The sequence below is a fragment of the Methanocalculus taiwanensis genome, from assembly GCF_024372745.1.
Taxonomy (GTDB): Archaea; Halobacteriota; Methanomicrobia; order Methanomicrobiales; family Methanocorpusculaceae; genus Methanocalculus; species Methanocalculus taiwanensis.
Genome location: NZ_VOTZ01000001.1, coordinates 137,812 through 156,687 on the forward strand (window position 1 = coordinate 137,812; position 18,876 = coordinate 156,687).

Sequence of the window (18,876 nt, forward strand, 5' to 3'; positions counted from 1 at the left end):
CAGGACGGATTCGCAGGAGAGAGGAGTGTGAAAGAAGCAGATCATCACCAAGACGCCATCATCGCAACCAATCTCAGGAAGACCTTCGCCGATATCGTCGCAGTCGACTCAATCTCGTTTTCGGTCAAAAGAGGAGAGATATTTGGTCTTCTCGGCCCAAACGGTGCAGGTAAGACGACAACCGCCAGGATGCTGACCGGAGTGATTTCGCCGGATGGAGGAAACGCTGCGATCTTTGGCTATGACATTGTGCATACACCAATCAGGGCAAAACAGCGGTGCGGAGTGGTTCCGGAGACCGCAAACGCATATAGCGATCTCTCTGCCTGGCAGAACCTGATGCTGATGGGAGAACTCTATGGTGTTCCGAAACACTATGCTGAAGAGCGTGCAAAAACACTTCTCGGTGCCCTCGGCCTCCTTGAACGAAAGGATCAGAAGGTGCAGGGCTTCTCAAAAGGGATGAAACAGCGGCTGATCCTTGCAATGGCTCTCCTCCATGAACCTGATCTCCTCTTCCTCGATGAGCCGACCTCCGGCCTTGATGTCCAGAGCACCCAGCTGATCACAGGCATGCTCAGGGAACTCAATGATGGCGGCACCACCATCTTTCTTACCACCCACAATATGGAAGAAGCAAACCGGCTCTGTAACCGGGTCGCCATTATGCGAAAAGGAGAGATTGCTGCCATCGACTCGCCTGAGCGGCTGAAGATGGCAATCGAGCGGCTGCATACCATCGAAGTCAGTTTCGATCCGGCTGGAACAGATGACAAGCTCGCCTCACTCCCGGGGATCAAATCAGCCCGGCGGGAAGGGGATAAATGGATGATCACAACAGAAGATGTCGATTCCACCATCCACGCGATCTGTGCATTTGGAGTAGAGCACCAGCTGAAGATAGAGGTACTCAGGACACTGGCGCCGACACTTGACGAAGCGTTCCTCAGGGTGACCGAAGGTGGATCTTATGAGCCCTGAACATATCATCGAACAGGCAAAGCGGGCATTTGCGATTGCGAAGAAGGATATCCGGATCTACTATGCAAAAGGGCCGGTTGTGATCTTCGGCCTCTTCATGCCGCTCTTCCTCTTCCTTGCATTTGCAGCCGGAAACCGGGGATTATCGATGCCCTTCCTGATCTCCGGCCTCCTGGCGATGACCGTCTTCTTCACGGCAACCGCGGTCTCGCCGGTGATCCAGCCATGGGAGGCACAGGCACGAACCCTTGAGCGGCTGATAGCCTGCCCGATCACGATGAAGACCCTGATCGCAGGCGACATGTTTGCATCTGTTCTGTTTGGGATCGGAATAGCCATAGTCCCGCTTGGAATCGGGTTGATCCTCGGAATCATCCCGATTCACCCGCTTCTGCTCATAGCCGGGATCATCCTCGCCTCGATCTGCTTCTCTTCACTCGGGCTCCTCCTCTCAACACCGGCAACGAATGTTCCATCAAACATCATGATGCTCTCGTCCCTCCTAAAGTTCCCGCTCATCTTTATCAGCGGCGTCTTCATCCCCGTAGAGCAGCTCCCCTTCGTTGGCCAGGTGCTTGCAGTCTGCTCCCCGCTCACCTACTTCACCGATATCGCCCGCTACTGTATCATGGGAACGAATACCTTCCCGCTGCCCGTAAACTTCGCGGCACTGACGGTATTTTCAGTCCTCTTCACCGCACTCGCAGTCAGGCTGCATGCACGAACCGTAAGCAGGCGAATCTGATCCCTCCTGCCAGAATAATAGCGATATCCCAATCAGCGGAATACAGGATGTTCAAACATGAGAATGAGATGAATATCTATCAGATAATTTAAGCTCTGAAACGTTTCACATTTCTGAAGGGAAAAATCATGGCTGAACCAGACCAGGTACAACAAAAAGAATCCCAACGCGTAAATATCCGGAGATGGATCCTCATATTTACATTCCTTCTCATCCCTGTCACGATCTTCTACATCTCCCCGATAGTCATCATGATGGGTGCATCTGAAGGGATCGTCAACGGTGCCTTCCTGCTCTATATCATCCTCTTTATACTCTCCCTCTTTGCCGGGCGGATCTGGTGTGGATGGCTCTGCCCGATGGGTGCATGCCAGGAGCTCGGTTCTCCTCTCATTAAGAAGACGGTAACAGAGGGATGGCCCAACTGGATCAAGTACGGTGTCGCCGTGCTCTGGATTGCAGCGATCGCCCGGGCGTTCCTCGCAGCAGGCGGAATACAGGGAGTCGATCCCTTCTATGGAACGGTCAACGGCATCTCAATCTCATCTGTACAGGTCCTGATGATTGTCGTGATGATCTTTGCTGCGATCTTCATTATCGCATTCTTAACCGGAAAGCGGGGATTCTGCCATATCGTCTGCCCGATTGCAGTCATCATGATTATAGGACGAAAGATCCGGAACTTCGCAGGCTGGCCGGCTCTCCAGCTGAGTGCAGATGCAGATCTCTGCACCGACTGCAACACCTGTTCGAAGAAGTGCCCGATGGGCCTTGACGTACACGGCATGGTCAGGGAAGGGAAGATGGAGAATCCCGAATGCATCCTCTGTGCCACCTGTGCCGATGTCTGCCCTGAGGGAGTGATACACCACTCCATACAGGGGAAGAAATAACCCCAAAGGGAGGAGGACCTGCATTACAGGCATCCTGCCTGTACGGGCCTTTTTTGGTGGAATGCTCTCTCAACACCTGGATGCGTACTCTCTCACGAGAAGATGAGATGTTAGATGAGTATAGTCACAGGAAAATAAAAACTCAATATCCTGTACGGCTGGTGAGAACCTGGCGCTCCGGCGATCATACTGCATGCAACAGACGGTGGACAGAAGGATCTGATCCTTCCTGCCAGAATACTAGTGAAAAAAAGGAATTCAGATTGGGATCTGGGAGAAACCGAGGTTTCCATACTGGCTGTTTAAGAGCTCAAAGGCCGGCGCTCCCAGCAGGAAGGAATAGATCTCATCGGCCTTTTCTGATGGATCGATATCCGCAAACCGGTCGGGATAGAGGACTTTGCCGATAAAATACGCATCTGCAAGCACAGTCCCGTGGTTCACATTATAGAAGTTGTACGGGAGGACACCATAGACCCTTCCCTCCTTCACAGCAGTGAGCCCTTTTAATGCGGGATCATGCTTCAGCTGCCCGATAGCGCCTTCATCATCCGAGGTCATGGTATTCACATCAATGAAGATGTACTCGGGATCCCAGTCCACAATCGCCTCTTTAGCAACATCGGCATGTGCAGGGCCGAGGCCGGCGGCAACATTATCCGCATGCACCCAGAGGAATGGCGGGTATGCAGGCTCGGTTGAGATGATGCCATGCGCACCGGCACTGCTCACCCCGCCGATATAGACCCGCTTCTGGTCAGCAGCAGGGATATCGCCGGTACGTGATTCAAGATCCGCCATCGTCGCCTCGATATAGGCGATCACCGCTTCGGCACGGGCTTCTTTCCCAAGGACTGCACCCATCAGGCGGAGGCCATCATACATCTCTCTCTTCTCATCATCATTCCTGAGTGAGCCATAGGGGAATGCAACCACCGGCACTCCGGTCTTCTGCTGGAGCAGATCTGCTTCCGGGCCGCTTGTCGCGTAGCTTGTGCCTGTCGATCCGGTCTTGAAGACGAGATCGGGTGCAATCGCAATCACCTTCTCGGGATCGTCCTTGCCACGGAGCTCCCCAAAGAGCGGGAGTGTCATCAGGTGATCACGGTGGATCAAGGCATAGGGTCTCCCTTCAATCTCCCGGTAATTCTTATCCTGGCTGTCCACGCCGGTGATCCGGTCAACACTCTCCAGGTACACAGCATACCGGACACCGCCCGATCCCGAGCAGAGGATACTCTCAACAGGGGATGGAACAGTAATAGATCTCCCGAATCCATCGGTGATGGTGATCTCTGATCCCGCTGTTGTCTGATCAGTTCCGGCATCTGTCGTACATCCGGCAACTGCAAGGAGGGAGAGAAGCACCGCTCCGCAGAGTATAATAAGAATTCGGCTATTCATAGCACCACATCGTATGAGGATACGAGATGCGCTTACTTAAACACACCTATTTGGTCGTGAATAGAACAAAAATAATCAAATTGTGTGATGTTTTAACAATTCGGGCGAAGAAAGAAGACCCGGGGGTCATGATGAAGATGCGGGATATAATCCCCCGTTGTGGAGAAGAGAGAGGGTATGGTTTAAAGCTGGATCTGCGAGAAACCAAGCCCGTTATACTGGCTGTTTAATTGTGAGAATACCGGCTCCCCGACGAGGAATGAGTAGATCTCATCAGCTTTCTCAGCAGGATCAACATCTGCAAACCGCTCTGGATACAGGACTGATCCGATGAAGTACGCATCCGCAAGCACGGTTCCGTAATTTGTCGTGTACGAGTTGAACGGCAGTACGCCATAGACGTTCCCGTTCCGGACAGCAGAAAGCCCTTTTAATGCCGGATCGTTCTTCAGCTGATCAAGGGCATTTCCCTCTCCAAGATGCATTGAGGAGAGATCAATGAAGAGATACTCCGGATCCCAGTCCACAAGGGCTTCTTTGGCAACATCAGCATGATCAGATCCAAGTCCGGAAGCCACATTCTCCGCATGCACCCAGGCAAACGGCCCGTATGCAGGCTCGGTCGAGATGATGCCGTGGGCTCCCTTGTTCCCGATACCGCCGACATAGACCCTTTTGCGTTCAGATACCGGGATATCCCGTGTCCGATCCTCCAGATCGCAAATCTCCTTCTCAATAAAGGCAATCACCGCTTCGGCCCGTTCTTCCCGGCCGATCACGCTGCCCATCAGGCGGAGTGAGTCGTACATCACGAGCTTGTCGGCGTCTGTCCTGACCGATCCATACTCAAACCCGATCACCGGCACACCCGTCCTCTGCTGAAGCGCCTCTGTTTCAGCCGTCCCGGCAGCTATTCCGGAAGAGGTTGTCTTGAAGACGAGATCAGGACCGATTGCAACGATCTTCTCGGGATCGTCATTTCCACGCACTTCCCCAAAAAGCGGCAGTGATTCAAACAAATCCGCATGCACAATCGAATATGGCCTGCCGCGGACATCATCCTGCACCTTATCGGCAGAATCCACACCGGCGGCGAGATCCTCTGCCTGAAGGTAGACGAGGTACCTGAGGCAGCCTGAACCTGAACAGAGGACAGACCCGACATCAGACGGAACAGAAACATCACGCCCGTACTGGTCGGTAACTATCACAGAATCCTCAGGGGTTGCATCCGCAACGCATCCGGATGCTGCGCATATGAGCAGGAGTATCAGGATCAGTCCTGGCATCCAGGCACAACTAAAGTAAATTTTCTTAATATCCATTATTATGTACTTAAACCCCGGTATACTTGAAGATATCGCCAATGAAACGTTCAATCATAAAAAGAGGAGATTTAATAACATTAATTATCCTACATACAAGCTATTTTCCATCAGCAACAGTTTACATCAGAACAGGAGAACCAACAAAGTTATAAACAGACACACTACAAACACTGTTTTATCAGAAATACGGAGTATCATGGTGAGCAATCAATCTGAGAGAATACCGTTTATCGCACTCACCATAACAACAGCGATCTGCATCATTATCACCCTCTACTCCCTCTCAATAGGCTGGTTCACCATCCACCAGAACCTCTTCTACATCCCGATCATCATTGCATGCATCTATTATTATAAGCGTGGCTTCATCTTCTCCATCCTGCTTGCAATCCTCTATTTCATCCTCTTTGCCGCAACTACCACCGACTTCGATCTGCTACAGGGTGCAGCGATCAGGGTGGCACTATTCATCCTGATCGCGGGCATAATCACCTACCTCTCGATGCAGAGAGTCGAGCTTGCCACGCTCCTTGGCCGATCAAATGACGAGCTGATGGCAGCAAACGAAGAGCTGCAGGCATCTGAAGAGGAGATCAGATCCCATATCGACGAGCTGTATACAGCACAGCAGATCATCTCCGAAACAAAGGACCGCTATCTTGCCCTCTTCGAGGCGGCAGGTGATGCGATCTTCCTCCATGAGATCGATGCAGACGGTATGCCCGGCAAATTCAACGAGGTGAACGGACGTGCATGCGAGAGCCTCGGATACACGCGGGATGAGCTGCTCGAACTCACCGTCATCGATATCGCCGGTGAAAAGGCGATCCGCGAAGCACCTGAGCGGATGCAGGAGCTCCTGGAGCGGGGGCATTCCATATTCGAATCCGATCATAAGAGGAAAGATGGCTCAACGTTCCCGGTTGAGGTCAGCTCACGCATCATCAGGCACCCTGATGAGACCCATATCCTTTCAGTCGTCCGTGATATCAGCGAGCGGAAAGCCGCAGAAGAGGCGCTCAGGGAATTGGAAAGGGAGAAGTCAACCGTCCTCGATTCGATGCCGGTGATGCTCGCATACCTAAACCCCGACCTGACCATCCGGTATGCGAACCGGGATGCAGCAAATATAGTCGGTATGAGCCCACAGGATCTGATCGGCCGACACTGCTTTGAGATCTGGCATGGACGATCAGAGTCCTGCGAGAGCTGCCCGGTGCTCAGCTCACTGGCGACCAACAGGATCGAGGAAGGGGAGGTGCATCTGCCGGATGGACGAATCTTCAATCTGAAGGGGTGCCCGGTCTATGATGATGAAGGGAACTTCGAGGGAATCATCGAGTTTGGCATTGATATCACCAGGGAGAGGGAAGCAGAGGATGCACTCAGGCTGACCAGCGAAAAACTCCAGATCCTCTCGAGCATCACCCGCCATGATATCCTCAACCACATCACCACCGTACTCGGTTTCCTTGAGTTTGCAGAAGGGATGAGTGTCGATGAGAACCAGGCACATTATCTCAACCGTATCAGGACCGCTTCCAAAAACATCCAGCGGGCAATCGAATTCACCCGGGAATACGAGAACCTCGGGATCGATGAGCCGAGGATGCTCTCTCTTGCCAGCCTGATCAACAAGGTTGCCACAGAGAAGCTTCCAATCCGGAATGAATGTCCCGGCATCTCGATCTTTGCTGATCCGATGATCGAGAAGGTCTTTTACAACCTCTATGACAACACCCTCAGGCATGCAGACGGTGCAACCGGGATTAGAATTTACTGCGAGAGAGATGACGTGGATCTTCTGATCATCTGGGAGGATGACGGCGCAGGTGTTCCTGAGGAGATGAAAGAGAGGATATTTAACCGGGGCTTTGGGAAGAATACCGGATTTGGGCTCTTCCTCTCCCGCGAGATCCTTGCGATCACCGGGATCACCATTACCGAAAACGGCATACCCGGCGAGGGGGCACGCTTTGAGATCAGGGTGCAGAAAGGGCGGTTTGAAGAATCCGCATGATCGGTATCCTGCTACCCTGAACCATCAGACGAAACAGAGACCCGGATCACCTAATCTTCCGGCTATACAGAGGATTCAATGATACAGGGAATTCTGTTCGCCATTTGTATGAATACTATGTGATACTGTCTAATCACCATAGCTTTTATAAAAATGAGTGACATCATACAGTACAAAATTCCTCATCCGGTTTTCGATGGAGAGAAGAGTCCGATGACCATTGCCAGGATATTGATCGTTGAAGATGAAGCCGTCACCGCGATGGCCATCAGAAAGCATCTGACAAATCTTGGATATTTTGTCTGCGGCATTGCCCATAACGCAGAGATCGCAGTCAGGATGGCCGGTGAAGAGATGCCTGACCTGATCCTGATGGATATCAAGCTCACCGGGAGGAAGAGCGGAATTGATGTAGCAAACGAGATCAGGGCAAAAAGCGATATCGCGATCATCTACCTCACCGCCTTTTCCAATGATAACCTGATCGAAGAGGCAAAAAAGACCGAACCATACGGGTACATCCTGAAGCCCGTCCGGGAGCAGGAGCTGAAGACATCAATTGAGATGGCACTCTACAAGCATTCAATGGAGAAGAGGCTCAGGCGCTCGGAAGAGGAGAAGGCAGCCGTCCTCAATTCAATGCCGGTTATGCTGATCCATATCGGTCCAGATTATGCCATCAGGTATGCAAACCGGGTAGCAGGAACCTATGCCAATAGAGATCCGGAAAGTCTTGTCGGGGCCAGGTGCCATGAAATATGGCAGGAAGAGGCAGACGAATGCGAGAGCTGCCCTGTGATCAGATCGATTGAGAGCGGCAGCATCGAGGAGGGCGATGTCATGCTTCCCGACGGGAGGATCTTCCACCTGAAGGGCTGCCCCGTCTATAATGAGTTGGGAGAACCAGACGGTGCTATCATCTTCGGGATGGATATCACAGAGGAGAAGGCGGCAGCCGAAGCCCTCTCTCTCGCACACCGGAAACTCCAGATCCTCTCGAGTATCACCCGCCATGACATCTTAAACGAGATCACCATGATCATCGGGTACCTTGGAATACTGCAATGTAGCGTGGATGAGAGGGGCGATCCCGAGGAGAAAGACTATACCGACAGGATTATGGGAGCATCCCAGAACATCAGGCGGCAGATCGACTTCACCGACCAGTACGAGGAGCTCGGCGTGAAGGAGCCTGCATGGCTTTCACTCCATGATATGATCAGGAAGATTCCAAAAGGCGACATTCCAATCAGGAGTGACTGTCAGGATATATCGATCTATGCAGATCGAATGACAGAGAAGGTCTTTTACAACCTCTATGACAATACGATCCGGCATACAGAAGGTGCAACAGGGATCCGGATTCATTGCAGGAGAGAGAATAACGATCTCATCATACTCTGGGAGGATGATGGGGGGGGCATTCCGGCAGAGTATAAAGAAAAGATATTTAACCGTAGTTTTGGCAAAAATACCGGTTTTGGCCTCTTCCTCTCCCGCGAGATCCTCGGAATCACCACTATCACCATCCATGAAACCGGCATCCCCGGCAAAGGAGCGAGATTTGAGATCCGGGTGCCGGAAGGGCGATTTATGATACCAGGATAAGCAGGATCTTCTGGATATCTGTTCATGGAATAGTTTTTCTTCTCCTCCAAATCCAAAACATCTCCACCAGTATAGATCATCTCCTCAGGATGTAGAGTTCAGATCCTTCCTCAATACCTTCCCCTGATTGAACTGTGCCGGCATAGACAAAACCATTCTTCTCAAGTACCCGAATTGATCCGGTGAGGTGCGAATAGGTGGTTGCGATGATCTGTTGTAGGCCCGGCATCTGGAAGATCACCGGTATAAGTCCTCTCACGGCTTCGGTAGTATATCCTTTGCTCTGGTACTCATCAAGTATTGAATATCCAATGATTACAGTGTCAGGAGAACACGGTGATGAAGCAATTCCACCACTTCCGATCAATTCCCGCATAGAGTGGCCCGGTTCATCCCGTACCCAGTACCAGCAGATAAAGAATGGATCACGCTCCTCTTCGAGAATGGTGATGAATGCAGAGAGTGTTTCTGCATCAAGGAGCATTGGCGGCCAATGTGCAGGGATATGGGCATTGAGGAGACGAGCAAGTTTTGCCTTGTCATTTTGATCGCTTCTGAGGATCTCAACCGTTGTCGGGATGAGATCCAGACGATCTGTATGTATCCGCGGCAATGACATTGGAATAGTATATGTATGATCTCTTCTTTGATAGTATCCCGGGAGTGGCTTTCCGGGACTCAATAGGTGGAAGAGAAGAAGGGAGAATCAGCCCTGGCTGATCGGATTGCGATCTATAGATCCCGCCAGGTGATCTGGAGAGAACACAACGTTTATTAAAGAGGAGGGTCTCCCTGTTCCATATCAGACATCTGATCTGATCCTGCCGGAGGAGAGGTGGAAAGGATGAGTACTGCAACGATACTGATCGTTGAAGATGAAGCCATCACTGCGCTGGCCATCAAAAAAACCCTGCTGAAGCTCGGATACTCGGTCTGCGGGATTGTTCCAAAAGCGGATCTGGCAGTTCTGAAAGCAAGGGAGCAGAACCCGGATCTGATCCTGATGGATATCAGGCTTGCCGGTGAAAAGACAGGAATCGAGGCTGCAGCCGAGATACTGGCACACCAGAGTATCCCGGTGATCTACCTCACCGCGTTTTCTGACGACCATTATTTAAAAGAAGCAAAAAAGACTGAGCCATACGGCTATCTTTTAAAGCCTGTCCACGATCAGGAGCTGAAGGCCACCATCGAGATGGCATTACATAAACATGCCATGGAATTGGGACGCCAGAGGAGAGCAGAGAAGAATGCAACCCTGATGAACGAAATGGTCCTCCCCCAGCTCACCCGGAACGATATCCTGAATGAAGTCTCAACAATCCTCCACACCCTCGGACTGAGCAGGGAGATGTGTGTGAGTAGTAAACAGGCAGAATACCACGATCAGATACAGGCGGCATCCCAAAAGATCCAGGAGAGGATGCGGTTTGTGAGGAAAAACCAGAAAACTGATCAAATTAAGTAAATTATCCTGCATAACGCCTTTTTTTGAATAAATGCATCCTCCTATGCGCACCTTCATTGTTCATTGGAATCAGAAATAGTATTAGAAAAGCCCGGAGTTTTCATCACATGGGGACGATTATTGAAGATGCAAGAGATGGATGGATACCTCATCACCTGATAGCCGCCGCAGAGAGGGAGGGCCTCGATCCCGAAGCTCTCATTCAGAATATCGCAAACGGCAGTGCCATTGTGATGGCTGGAGAGAAAAGGGCTGTTGGGATCGGCAGAGGATTTTCAGCAAAAGTGAATGTGAATATCGGCACCTCGACGGTGCGATCAGATCTCGCCACCGAGGTCGCAAAAGCAGCTGTTGCCGAGCGGTATGGTGCAGATACCTTAACCGATCTCTCGATGGGCGGGGATATCAGGGAGATCCGGGCCGCGATTTTGAGTGAGACAGAACTGCCCCTGACAACCGTCCCGATCTACCAGGCTGTCGTCGATTGCGGTGGTATCGACTGCCTGGATGCGGATATGATCATTGATACTCTCAGAAGACAGGCAGCAGAAGGGGTGAGCTCGTTTGTCCTTCACATGACAGACAAAAAGACACTCGAAGCCCTCCGGAGGAGCCAGAGGGTTCTCGGTGTTGTCTCAAAAGGCGGATCCATGACCGCGGGATATATGCTCCATACCGGTTGTAAAAACCCGTTTCTCGAATATTTTGACGAGGTGATGGAGATCGCCCGGAAACACGAGATCGTCATCTCACTGGGAAATACCATGCGGGGCGGGAGCATCGTGGATGGCGGGGATGCCGCCGCCGCGGTTGAGCGGAAACAGAATATCGATATTGCAGACTGCTGCCACGAGCATGGTGTCCAGGTGATCGTGGAAGGCTGCGGCGGCCATGTCAGGATCGACCGCATCCCCTTATGTGTACGGCTCTACAAGGATGCTGCCCCCTACCCACTCTTCGTTGCAGGGCCGCTTGCCACCGATCGGGCAGTCGGGCACGACGAGATCGCAGGAGCAATCGGGGCATCCGTTGCAGTCTCTGCCGGTGCTGACTATCTCTGTGCGATTACCCCTGCCGAACATATCGGCCTCCCGACCGAAGAAGAGGTGAGGCAGGGGCTGATCGCCTTTAAGATAGCGGCCCATATCGGAGATACCGTCAGGTTCGGATCAGATGAAGCCGATGCCACACTCTCGTCATGCAGGGCAGAGCTTGACTGGAAGGGCCAGATCGAAGCTGCGATCGATCCCGACGGACTCAGTGCACGGGTTCCTGATGCAGGCCCCTGCTCGATGTGCGGCGATTACTGCGCTATCAAGATCATGCGGGAGTACCTCTCCCGAAGCGATTAGATCCGGATCAGTTCGTACTCTGATGTACCAAGGCCGATCCGCTCTCCATGGGAGATCTGCGTCCTGATGGGGATCTCGGGCCAGACTCCCGCAAACTTATCCTCGCCGGGGGCATGATGCGTGGCAAGCCGGGTTCCGGCAAACCCCTGCTGGCCGTCGATTAAATCCAGGCTTGCAGCATCGATTGCCACCGGATCTGCTGATGCGAGAATTCCGATATCAGGCACAATCGGCCGGTCGCTGAAGGGGGCACAGTCGCAGTCGGGGGTAATCCTGAGAAGGAAGTTCAGGTACAGCACCTTCTCCGGGAAGAGGGAGGCGGCACCGAGGGCATATTCGGCAAGACGTTCCGAGAGGTGCGCTGCATCACGCTCGTAATCAAAGTAGATTGCAGATTCAGGGCAGGTCAGAACGCAGATACCGCACCCGATACAGTTGTCGGGATCAACATGAGCTGCACCTTCAAAGGTGATCGCCTTTTCGGGGCAGGACGAGACGCAGCCCCCGCAGCCCTCGCAGTCGTCCTCCCTGACGATTGCGGGCATTGCACGGTGCTGCTCCCGTTTTCCGGCTGCGGATGCACATCCCATCGCGAGGTTCTTGATCGCTCCCCCAAACCCGGCGACCGCATGACCCTTCACATGCGAGACGACGATCAAAGCATCCGCATCAGCAATCCCAGCAGCAATCCGGGTCTCCTTCAGGTGTACGCCCGGAATTTCGATCACCACATCGTTCTTTGACCGCAGGCCGTCTGCGATGAAGACGGGAGCGCCGATCACCTCAGATCCAAACCCGTGCCGGATCGCAAGCGCGAGATGGGAGACGGCATCATGCCTCATCCCCCGATAGAGGGTGTTTGTATCGGTGACAAACGGCACCCCGCCCGCCTCCTTCACCTTTGTAACAACCTGCCGGATATAGAGCGGCGAGACGAAGCTGTCGCACCCCTCCTCACCGAAATGCGTCTTCACGGCGACAAGGACCTGCTTTGGGATTATATCCTTTAGCCCTGCCGCATCAAGGAGCCGCAGCACCTTTCCCTGGAGGCTCTCGCCACAACATCCCGCCTCAGAAGAGACGAACCACACCTTAACAGCCATGAGAAAAGATGGGGCGTTCATGGGAGAAGATACTTGGGGGCAGCGGGATGGCAAATTGAGAACCAAAATAACTTACAATCATCGTATATTTCCCCAATTACATCAGGGCGAATATTTGAAAAATGCAGTTTATTCGGATTATTTTCTGGATATGAGTCCAAATGATGTTTTAAATTTCCCCAATTAATCCCCAACTGATCCCCAATACTCCCAATGATACGAAGAAGAGAGTTGTTAATGTAATGGTCAGCTATTCAATATCCAAACCAGCCATATTCATCACCGCTCAGGATAATCATACCCATGCAAGGGGGATGTCATGAGAAGAGTCTTTTCAACGGTTTACCAGTTCAAAATCGAGCTCCTTGAGATCAAGCCATCCATCTGGCGGAGGGTGCAGATCGCATCAACCAGCAGTTTCCGCGATCTCCACTATGCCATCGTCGATTCGTTTGGATGGGAGGATTATCACCTCCATGATTTCCTTATCAGGGATCCATATAGCGGAGAAGAAAAGCTGATCACCGATATGACAAACGAATTGCCGGAAGGCCAGGTGGTCTGTTATGATGAGCGGAAGGAGAAGATCAGGTGGCATTTCCGAAAGCCCGGCAGGACAGCCCTGCATGAATATGATTTCGGAGATGACTGGCATCACAGGGTCGTCTTTGAGGAGGAGCTTCCTCGAGAGGGGGAGGGGATGTATCCCCGGTGTATTGACGGGCGGCGCCATTGCCCGCCTGAGGATATAGGAGGTGTAGGGGGATATGCAGAGTTTCTCCGTGCCATGGCAAATCCCCGGCATAAAGAGCACACATCCTACAAGGAATGGTGGGGGGGACCATTCGATCCCGAGGAGTTCGATCCGGCGAAGGTCAGGTTCCGGGATCCGGTCTACCCAGAGAGGTTCATCGATGATTACTGGTGATGGGGGGTTTGGGTGAAGCCTCTGAGATACGTACGCATTTCAGCAATCATTAGTCAAATGAGAACCTTTTTTCTCGAATATAAATAGACACTACAGATACGTGATATATACCACTGAGGCATCCTGATGATTCGAAATGATCACTGTGAACCACACTCCCATCCACAGACCCGGCACCCCTCTGCGGCCGGATTCCCCCCTTCCACTTTCCGTACATGTTCTCCTCCTCGCTCTCGTCCTCACCCTCGTTGTGTCGGGCTGTGTTGCTCCTGCCTCTGACCCAACCCCTATCCCTGCCACTATCCCTCCCTCTTCGCCTCAGGATACCCCTGTAATCCACCACCCGCAGGATCAGAAGATGAAGACAATCGGCATGATCGGGGGGATCAGCTGGGTCTCGTCTGCTGAATACTACCGGATGATGAACCAGATGGTGCAGGACGAATACGGCGAGCAGAACTCGGCTCATATCCTGCTGTACTCGATCGAGTTTGGAGATTTTCAAAACAGGAACGGCTTGCCGATGAAGGAGACTGGGAAGGTCTCACGATGATTATGGTTGATGCAGCAGAGCGGCTTGAACGCGGCGGTGCAGACTGCATTATCATCTGCTCAAATACTATGCATTCAACAATCCCTGCTATCGAAGCGGCAGTCGATATTCCGATCATCAGCATCATCGATGAGACGGGCAGAAAGGTGCGGGAGAAGAATATCACAACCGTCGGCCTCATCGGCACAAAGAAGACAATGGCTTCGGAATTTTACAAGGAGCGGCTGAGAGAAGAGTTCGGCCTCATTGTGCTCGTTCCGGATATGGCTGACCAGGAGATCGTCAATACCGTCATCTTCGATGAGCTCTGTGTGGATTACATCAATCCGGAATCAAAGGAAGAGTATACGAGGATCATCAGAAGCCTCATCGAAGAAGGTGCAGAAGGGATCATCCTCGGCTGTACCGAAATCCCCATGTTAATCAGCCAGGAGGATGTAGACGTTTTAGTCTTTGATACAACCCGGATCCATGCAGAGGCTGCGGTCAGGTATGCATTGAATCATACTCCGGCTTGAGGAGGCATTAACCCCCCACTTCTCTTTGATGAAGGCAATACTTTAAGTAACTCTGGAATCCATACTTTAGCAGATACTCGCGCGATGGATGCCTGGTGGCCACCATTATGATATTCAAACGTGGGGGAGAAAGAGGTAGATTTTCTGACTGATAACAATAAACGAACCGGAGAACCAGAAGGGGTTGTACGTGTACGAATTCCGAACAGACGCTTAAAAGAACAGTTTGCTATTGCTGATCTGATGCTTGGGTCAAACCATATCCGTGTCAGGTGCGGCGATGGCGTCACCCGGATGGGCAGGATCAAAGGCAAGATCAAGAAGCGTGTCTGGATCCGCGAAGGTGATATCTTAATCGTTATCCCCTGGTCATTCCAGGATGAAAAGGCCGACATCATCTACCGGTACACAAAACCCCAGGTAGACTGGCTCAGGGCACACAACTACCTCTGAAACCACTCTAACTATTCATTTTTGCTCTTCTTTTATATGCCTGTTGCCGTTTAAAGACCAGTTATTTCAATGAGCGTCTCCTGAATAACGAGTTTATATGCCGAGGGATGGCTGTAGATCTCGTCACTCTCCCGCACCATTCCAAGCCTTCCGGTCATATAGTTCCCCCAGGCAACCAGATAATCATGATCGGGGGAGAGAGCAACATAGCGGATCTCAATAGAGCCGGGTGCAACATCATACTCGGTCGTTATCTTCCCCACCGGATCGCTCTTCATCTCGATCCTCCCGACACCGGCAAGCGATCGCTCACTCCCGGTACTGATCATAATAAACGAGAGGATCAGCATCCCCTGGGAATCATCATAGTACCAGCGTGGCTCGGCGAGCATCGCCGATCCAATGCCCTTCTCCGGACGGGTAAAGACGGCACCGTTCTCGATTGCGATCCTGGTAGAATCGAGATCCGAAACGTACCGGATCTGCCCGGTCTCATATGCGGGAAGTGAGACGAGTTCCCCGACTGGTGTGCGGTATGAGACAGAAAAGCTCCCGGACTCACCAGTCACAAAGAGGACACCCCCCTGCACCTGCAACGCCGTCTCCTTGTAGGGAACCATCTTGTAACTGAGCGACTTCTGATCATTCTGGAGCACGATCATCGTCTGCTCCATGTTGCGTATATCAGCGCTCCCCTGGCCAGCAAGGAGGAGAGGGAAGCCATATAAGACGACGATCGCAATCCCGATCACCACGATCGAGAAGATCAGGATAAAACCGATCGCCTCAGATACGCCGTCATCGTTCTTCACTGGTCAGACACCTCCCGAATCATAGATAACCCGGTTCACTCCGCCGCCTGTCGTCGTTCCCCTCACCGCCCGTGTCGCCCCGATCCCGGCAAGAGAGATGACAGTCTCGGTCCGATCACCTACCACCAGGATCTCCTGGTCAACCCCGGATCGCCGGACCGTGATGATATACCCTTCCCCAAGGACATCATATGGGATATCGATATCGGAGACAATTGAGCCGTTCACCGGGGCGAGCGTGTAGATATCGACGATCCGAACCGACATCCCGTTCCCGATATCAACATAATTGTGGTACGTGAACCGCTCTGCCGGTTTCACCATCAGGGCATCATTTGCAGAGATCATCACCGTCACCAGGAGTACCATCAGGACACCGGTGATGATGATGTAGCCGATCAGGTTTGAAACCGCATCAGACGAGGAGGGTCTCTTCATATACCGTCACTCCGTTATTGAATCGTATCGTCACCATCGTCGCATCCAGCCCTTCCATAGGGCTGCTCCCGAGACTGACAATCGCATGGTTTCGTTTCAGGGAGAGCACCCTTATATCCTGGTAGAGAGCTGAATTCAGCGTATCTTCCCTGAAAGACCGGATCACCTCGGTCCTGAGATCCCGGATCTCATATTTTGGAAACTCGAGCACCCCTTCTGCCGTTGTCTGCCCGACAAGCGTCGCCTGGTTGATGATCACCATCAGAAAGAGAAGGGCGATGCTGATTAAAAAACCCATCAGCACAATCCACTGGCCATTATCGTTCATCCCCGCCATAGGATCACCTCCAGAAGTGCCATCTGATCCCTGTTTGGGATCGGGGGGGGCAGACCATGCCACGCCTGGAGATGCACCCACCTGCTCACCCGGATCGCAGGATCCCTCCCTGTATAGGGGGCCGCACCGGTATGGGATGCAGCACTCGTGTATGGCACTACAACCACTCCCTCGTCACCATCACGGAACGAGATGGATGCCGCATACTGCACGGGATCGTCGGGGGCAAAGGATCGCATCCTGAGAAGCGGGTAGAATGCCTCGTGAAATGCAGAACCGTCATCCCCATTATGGAGCAGCACCTCAAGCTGCGTCCTCCCATCCGGCTCAACCGGAAGATCCAGCACCGCCAGTGCATCAGCGCCGAGCTGTTCGAGGAGCATATCATCAATATGCGTATCCCCGGGCGTATAGACGGATATCGACTGGAGGACAATTGCCGCGGTTGCGATCATCAGGAGCCCGGCTGCAAGCCCTTCGATGGTATAGAGAGAAGCCCCATCTCCTACCATACCGCCACCTCGAGGATTGCCTTATCCGGATCAGGTAAGGTGGCATTCTGGTAATCATAGAGATGAGTACCGGTCATCAGGGATGCCGGGGGATCGTCATCGAAGACGAAGGTGATCCCTATTGCATCAGTACTCCTCCACGGCGGTTCGGGGACCGGGGAGAGTGTGAAGAAGAGCGAGTCGGTGAGCTCTCCCGGGAGGGTTGCCGGTTCGCCATCCAGCCAGAGAGAATAGGCAGAGTAGGTGATCGGGACACCCGCACGGGATATGATGATCTGAACAAGAGTTGCATGAGGGGCCGATACATTGAGGTACTCACCAAAGTTCCTGATCTCGATCTGGAGCAAATCGGTCCTCGGATCAATCGAAAATACCGGATCAACTGACCGGTCAAGGAGCTGATCCATGGTTACCTCAACAGAGAAGCGCTGATTTGGGGTTTCGTTTTCGACAACAAGAAACTCTGAGTGTACCAAACCATCCACAATCAAATACGACGGCTCCTTCACCACCACCACCCTCCGGACGGTCCCATAGAGATCCGGAGGAGGCGGACCGACCGACCGGATGGAATGATCATCCATCATCGTCAGAGTAACATTGCATGAATAGGGGTAATCCCCAAAGAGGAGCGCCCGGCGGTGATCATCAGGATAGGTGAAGAACCCCCCCTCAAAGAACCGGTCTACCTTCCCTTTGGAAAGGATATTGGCACTTCCCTGCTCAACCGCAAGCCCGATCCGAATCACATCGCCCGGATCAGAGACCTGTTCCCATACCGGGAATACAGGCGATGCTGGCATCCCGGGATCTTCTGTGAGGATAACCCCGGTCCTGTAAGCGACCGCATCGAAATCGATCCGGCTTGACTGCACCGAGAAGAGCGTATGGGGGATCATCGCAGCAACCAGGATGAACGAGATGATGAAGATAGTAAAGCCGATCATAAAATCAAACGTCACCACCGCATTATCCTTCATCCGGCTTCCTCCGGAAAGATCACAACAGCTGCCGGACTATCCGGGAATGGAAACTCTTCCGGATTAATCGGGGAGCCGGGGACTGTTCCTTCCCATCTCGAAGAACGCACCCCGTCTGCGGTGATGAAGAAGAAGACATACCCGCCATTTGGATCTGCCGAGAGGATTATCCAGGAAGAGGCCATCTGATCGGGCACCATATCACGGCCGATGATCAGGTATATCGGCTCCTCTGCAAGACGCACGGCATCATCGAAGCTTATCCTCATCATCTCGTACTCCGGACGATCTACATCAGTTAAGACAATCCGGGCCGGATCTCCGGGAGCCATGACACAGCCGGAGCCAAGGAGCATCAGTGATATGAGGATAATCAGATACAGTCGGAGCACAGGAGATTCATCTCTCTCCAACGGTAAGAGCTTTTGGGAAAAATAGATTGG

21 protein-coding genes are annotated in these 18,876 nt (G+C 52.4%); 11 read left to right on the forward strand and 10 right to left on the reverse strand.

Annotated elements, in window-relative coordinates:
- Positions 1 to 27: 27 nt before the first annotated feature.
- The 3 genes from FTO68_RS00525 (at position 28) to FTO68_RS00535 (ending at position 2,619) form a co-directional block, all read left to right on the forward strand.
- A complete protein-coding gene (locus FTO68_RS00525) occupies positions 28 to 981 on the forward strand; it encodes an ATP-binding cassette domain-containing protein (protein WP_255331395.1) in 954 nt (317 codons plus the stop codon).
- Complete coding sequence (locus FTO68_RS00530) at positions 971 to 1,726, forward strand: ABC transporter permease (RefSeq protein ID WP_255331396.1); 756 nt, start codon at positions 971 to 973, stop codon at positions 1,724 to 1,726. Before FTO68_RS00525 ends, FTO68_RS00530 begins: the two co-directional genes overlap by 11 nt.
- A 128-nt stretch (positions 1,727 to 1,854) precedes the next feature.
- Positions 1,855 to 2,619 carry a 4Fe-4S binding protein gene (locus tag FTO68_RS00535; RefSeq protein WP_255331397.1) on the forward strand — a complete coding sequence of 255 codons (765 nt, stop codon included), beginning with the start codon at positions 1,855 to 1,857 and terminating at the stop codon, positions 2,617 to 2,619.
- A gap of 258 nt (positions 2,620 to 2,877) precedes the next feature.
- On the opposite strand, the gene FTO68_RS00540 is transcribed toward FTO68_RS00535, so the two are convergent.
- Positions 2,878 to 4,023 (reverse strand): iron ABC transporter substrate-binding protein, encoded by a 1,146-nt coding sequence (locus tag FTO68_RS00540; RefSeq protein WP_255331398.1) that lies wholly within the window; start codon positions 4,021 to 4,023, stop codon positions 2,878 to 2,880.
- Between the two features lie 182 nt (positions 4,024 to 4,205).
- The gene (locus tag FTO68_RS00545; protein ID WP_255331399.1) at positions 4,206 to 5,348 is read right to left on the reverse strand and encodes an iron ABC transporter substrate-binding protein; all 1,143 of its coding nucleotides are present in this window, start codon (positions 5,346 to 5,348) and stop codon (positions 4,206 to 4,208) included.
- Between the two features lie 199 nt (positions 5,349 to 5,547).
- Between FTO68_RS00545 and FTO68_RS00550 the strand changes: the two genes are divergently transcribed.
- Positions 5,548 to 7,371, forward strand: coding sequence for a PAS domain S-box protein (locus tag FTO68_RS00550; RefSeq protein ID WP_255331400.1), 1,824 nt, complete (start codon positions 5,548 to 5,550; stop codon positions 7,369 to 7,371).
- A 153-nt stretch (positions 7,372 to 7,524) separates the two neighbouring features.
- Positions 7,525 to 8,979 carry an ATP-binding response regulator gene (locus FTO68_RS00555; protein ID WP_255331401.1) on the forward strand — a complete coding sequence of 485 codons (1,455 nt, stop codon included), beginning with the start codon at positions 7,525 to 7,527 and terminating at the stop codon, positions 8,977 to 8,979.
- A 76-nt stretch (positions 8,980 to 9,055) separates the two neighbouring features.
- Here the strand turns inward: FTO68_RS00555 and FTO68_RS00560 are convergent, their stop codons facing one another.
- Positions 9,056 to 9,592 carry a GNAT family N-acetyltransferase gene (locus FTO68_RS00560; protein WP_255331402.1) on the reverse strand — a complete coding sequence of 179 codons (537 nt, stop codon included), beginning with the start codon at positions 9,590 to 9,592 and terminating at the stop codon, positions 9,056 to 9,058.
- A 231-nt stretch (positions 9,593 to 9,823) separates the two neighbouring features.
- On the opposite strand from FTO68_RS00560, the gene FTO68_RS00565 reads away from it, so the two are divergent.
- Complete coding sequence (locus tag FTO68_RS00565) at positions 9,824 to 10,447, forward strand: response regulator (RefSeq protein WP_255331403.1); 624 nt, start codon at positions 9,824 to 9,826, stop codon at positions 10,445 to 10,447.
- Positions 10,448 to 10,554: 107 nt separating this feature from the next.
- Entirely contained in the window at positions 10,555 to 11,799 is a 1,245-nt protein-coding gene (gene thiC, locus FTO68_RS00570; protein WP_255331404.1) for a phosphomethylpyrimidine synthase ThiC, read from the forward strand.
- On the opposite strand, the gene FTO68_RS00575 is transcribed toward thiC, so the two are convergent.
- A complete protein-coding gene (locus tag FTO68_RS00575; protein ID WP_255331405.1) occupies positions 11,796 to 12,902 on the reverse strand; it encodes a DUF362 domain-containing protein in 1,107 nt (368 codons plus the stop codon). The genes thiC and FTO68_RS00575 overlap by 4 nt on opposite strands.
- Positions 12,903 to 13,221: 319 nt before the next feature.
- On the opposite strand from FTO68_RS00575, the gene FTO68_RS00580 reads away from it, so the two are divergent.
- From FTO68_RS00580 to eif1A, 4 genes are all read left to right on the forward strand, one after another.
- Positions 13,222 to 13,830, forward strand: a complete 609-nt coding sequence (locus FTO68_RS00580) for a plasmid pRiA4b ORF-3 family protein (protein ID WP_255331406.1) — start codon at positions 13,222 to 13,224, stop codon at positions 13,828 to 13,830.
- A gap of 136 nt (positions 13,831 to 13,966) precedes the next feature.
- Positions 13,967 to 14,383: a hypothetical protein gene (locus tag FTO68_RS00585; protein WP_255331407.1), complete on the forward strand. Its 417-nt coding sequence runs from the start codon at positions 13,967 to 13,969 to the stop codon at positions 14,381 to 14,383.
- Complete coding sequence (locus tag FTO68_RS00590) at positions 14,380 to 14,901, forward strand: aspartate/glutamate racemase family protein (RefSeq protein ID WP_255331408.1); 522 nt, start codon at positions 14,380 to 14,382, stop codon at positions 14,899 to 14,901. The genes FTO68_RS00585 and FTO68_RS00590 overlap by 4 nt, the downstream gene beginning before the upstream one ends.
- 120 nt (positions 14,902 to 15,021) lie before the next feature.
- Positions 15,022 to 15,354: a translation initiation factor eIF-1A gene (gene eif1A, locus FTO68_RS00595; protein ID WP_438362288.1), complete on the forward strand. Its 333-nt coding sequence runs from the start codon at positions 15,022 to 15,024 to the stop codon at positions 15,352 to 15,354.
- A 50-nt stretch (positions 15,355 to 15,404) separates the two neighbouring features.
- Here the strand turns inward: eif1A and FTO68_RS00600 are convergent, their stop codons facing one another.
- The 6 genes from FTO68_RS00600 to FTO68_RS00625 are packed head-to-tail and all read right to left on the reverse strand — an operon-like array spanning position 15,405 to position 18,825.
- Positions 15,405 to 16,166, reverse strand: a complete 762-nt coding sequence (locus FTO68_RS00600; RefSeq protein ID WP_255331409.1) for a DUF7289 family protein — start codon at positions 16,164 to 16,166, stop codon at positions 15,405 to 15,407.
- Positions 16,167 to 16,169: 3 nt separating this feature from the next.
- On the reverse strand, positions 16,170 to 16,604 hold the full coding sequence (locus tag FTO68_RS00605; protein ID WP_255331410.1) for a hypothetical protein: 435 nt from the start codon (positions 16,602 to 16,604) through the stop codon (positions 16,170 to 16,172).
- The gene (locus FTO68_RS00610; protein ID WP_255331411.1) at positions 16,582 to 16,941 is read right to left on the reverse strand and encodes a hypothetical protein; all 360 of its coding nucleotides are present in this window, start codon (positions 16,939 to 16,941) and stop codon (positions 16,582 to 16,584) included. Before FTO68_RS00610 ends, FTO68_RS00605 begins: the two co-directional genes overlap by 23 nt.
- Positions 16,929 to 17,453: a DUF7288 family protein gene (locus FTO68_RS00615; protein WP_255331412.1), complete on the reverse strand. Its 525-nt coding sequence runs from the start codon at positions 17,451 to 17,453 to the stop codon at positions 16,929 to 16,931. Before FTO68_RS00615 ends, FTO68_RS00610 begins: the two co-directional genes overlap by 13 nt.
- Positions 17,447 to 18,433 carry a hypothetical protein gene (locus tag FTO68_RS00620; protein ID WP_255331413.1) on the reverse strand — a complete coding sequence of 329 codons (987 nt, stop codon included), beginning with the start codon at positions 18,431 to 18,433 and terminating at the stop codon, positions 17,447 to 17,449. Before FTO68_RS00620 ends, FTO68_RS00615 begins: the two co-directional genes overlap by 7 nt.
- Positions 18,430 to 18,825 carry a hypothetical protein gene (locus tag FTO68_RS00625; protein WP_255331414.1) on the reverse strand — a complete coding sequence of 132 codons (396 nt, stop codon included), beginning with the start codon at positions 18,823 to 18,825 and terminating at the stop codon, positions 18,430 to 18,432. Before FTO68_RS00625 ends, FTO68_RS00620 begins: the two co-directional genes overlap by 4 nt.
- Between the last annotated feature and the right edge of the window lie 51 nt (positions 18,826 to 18,876).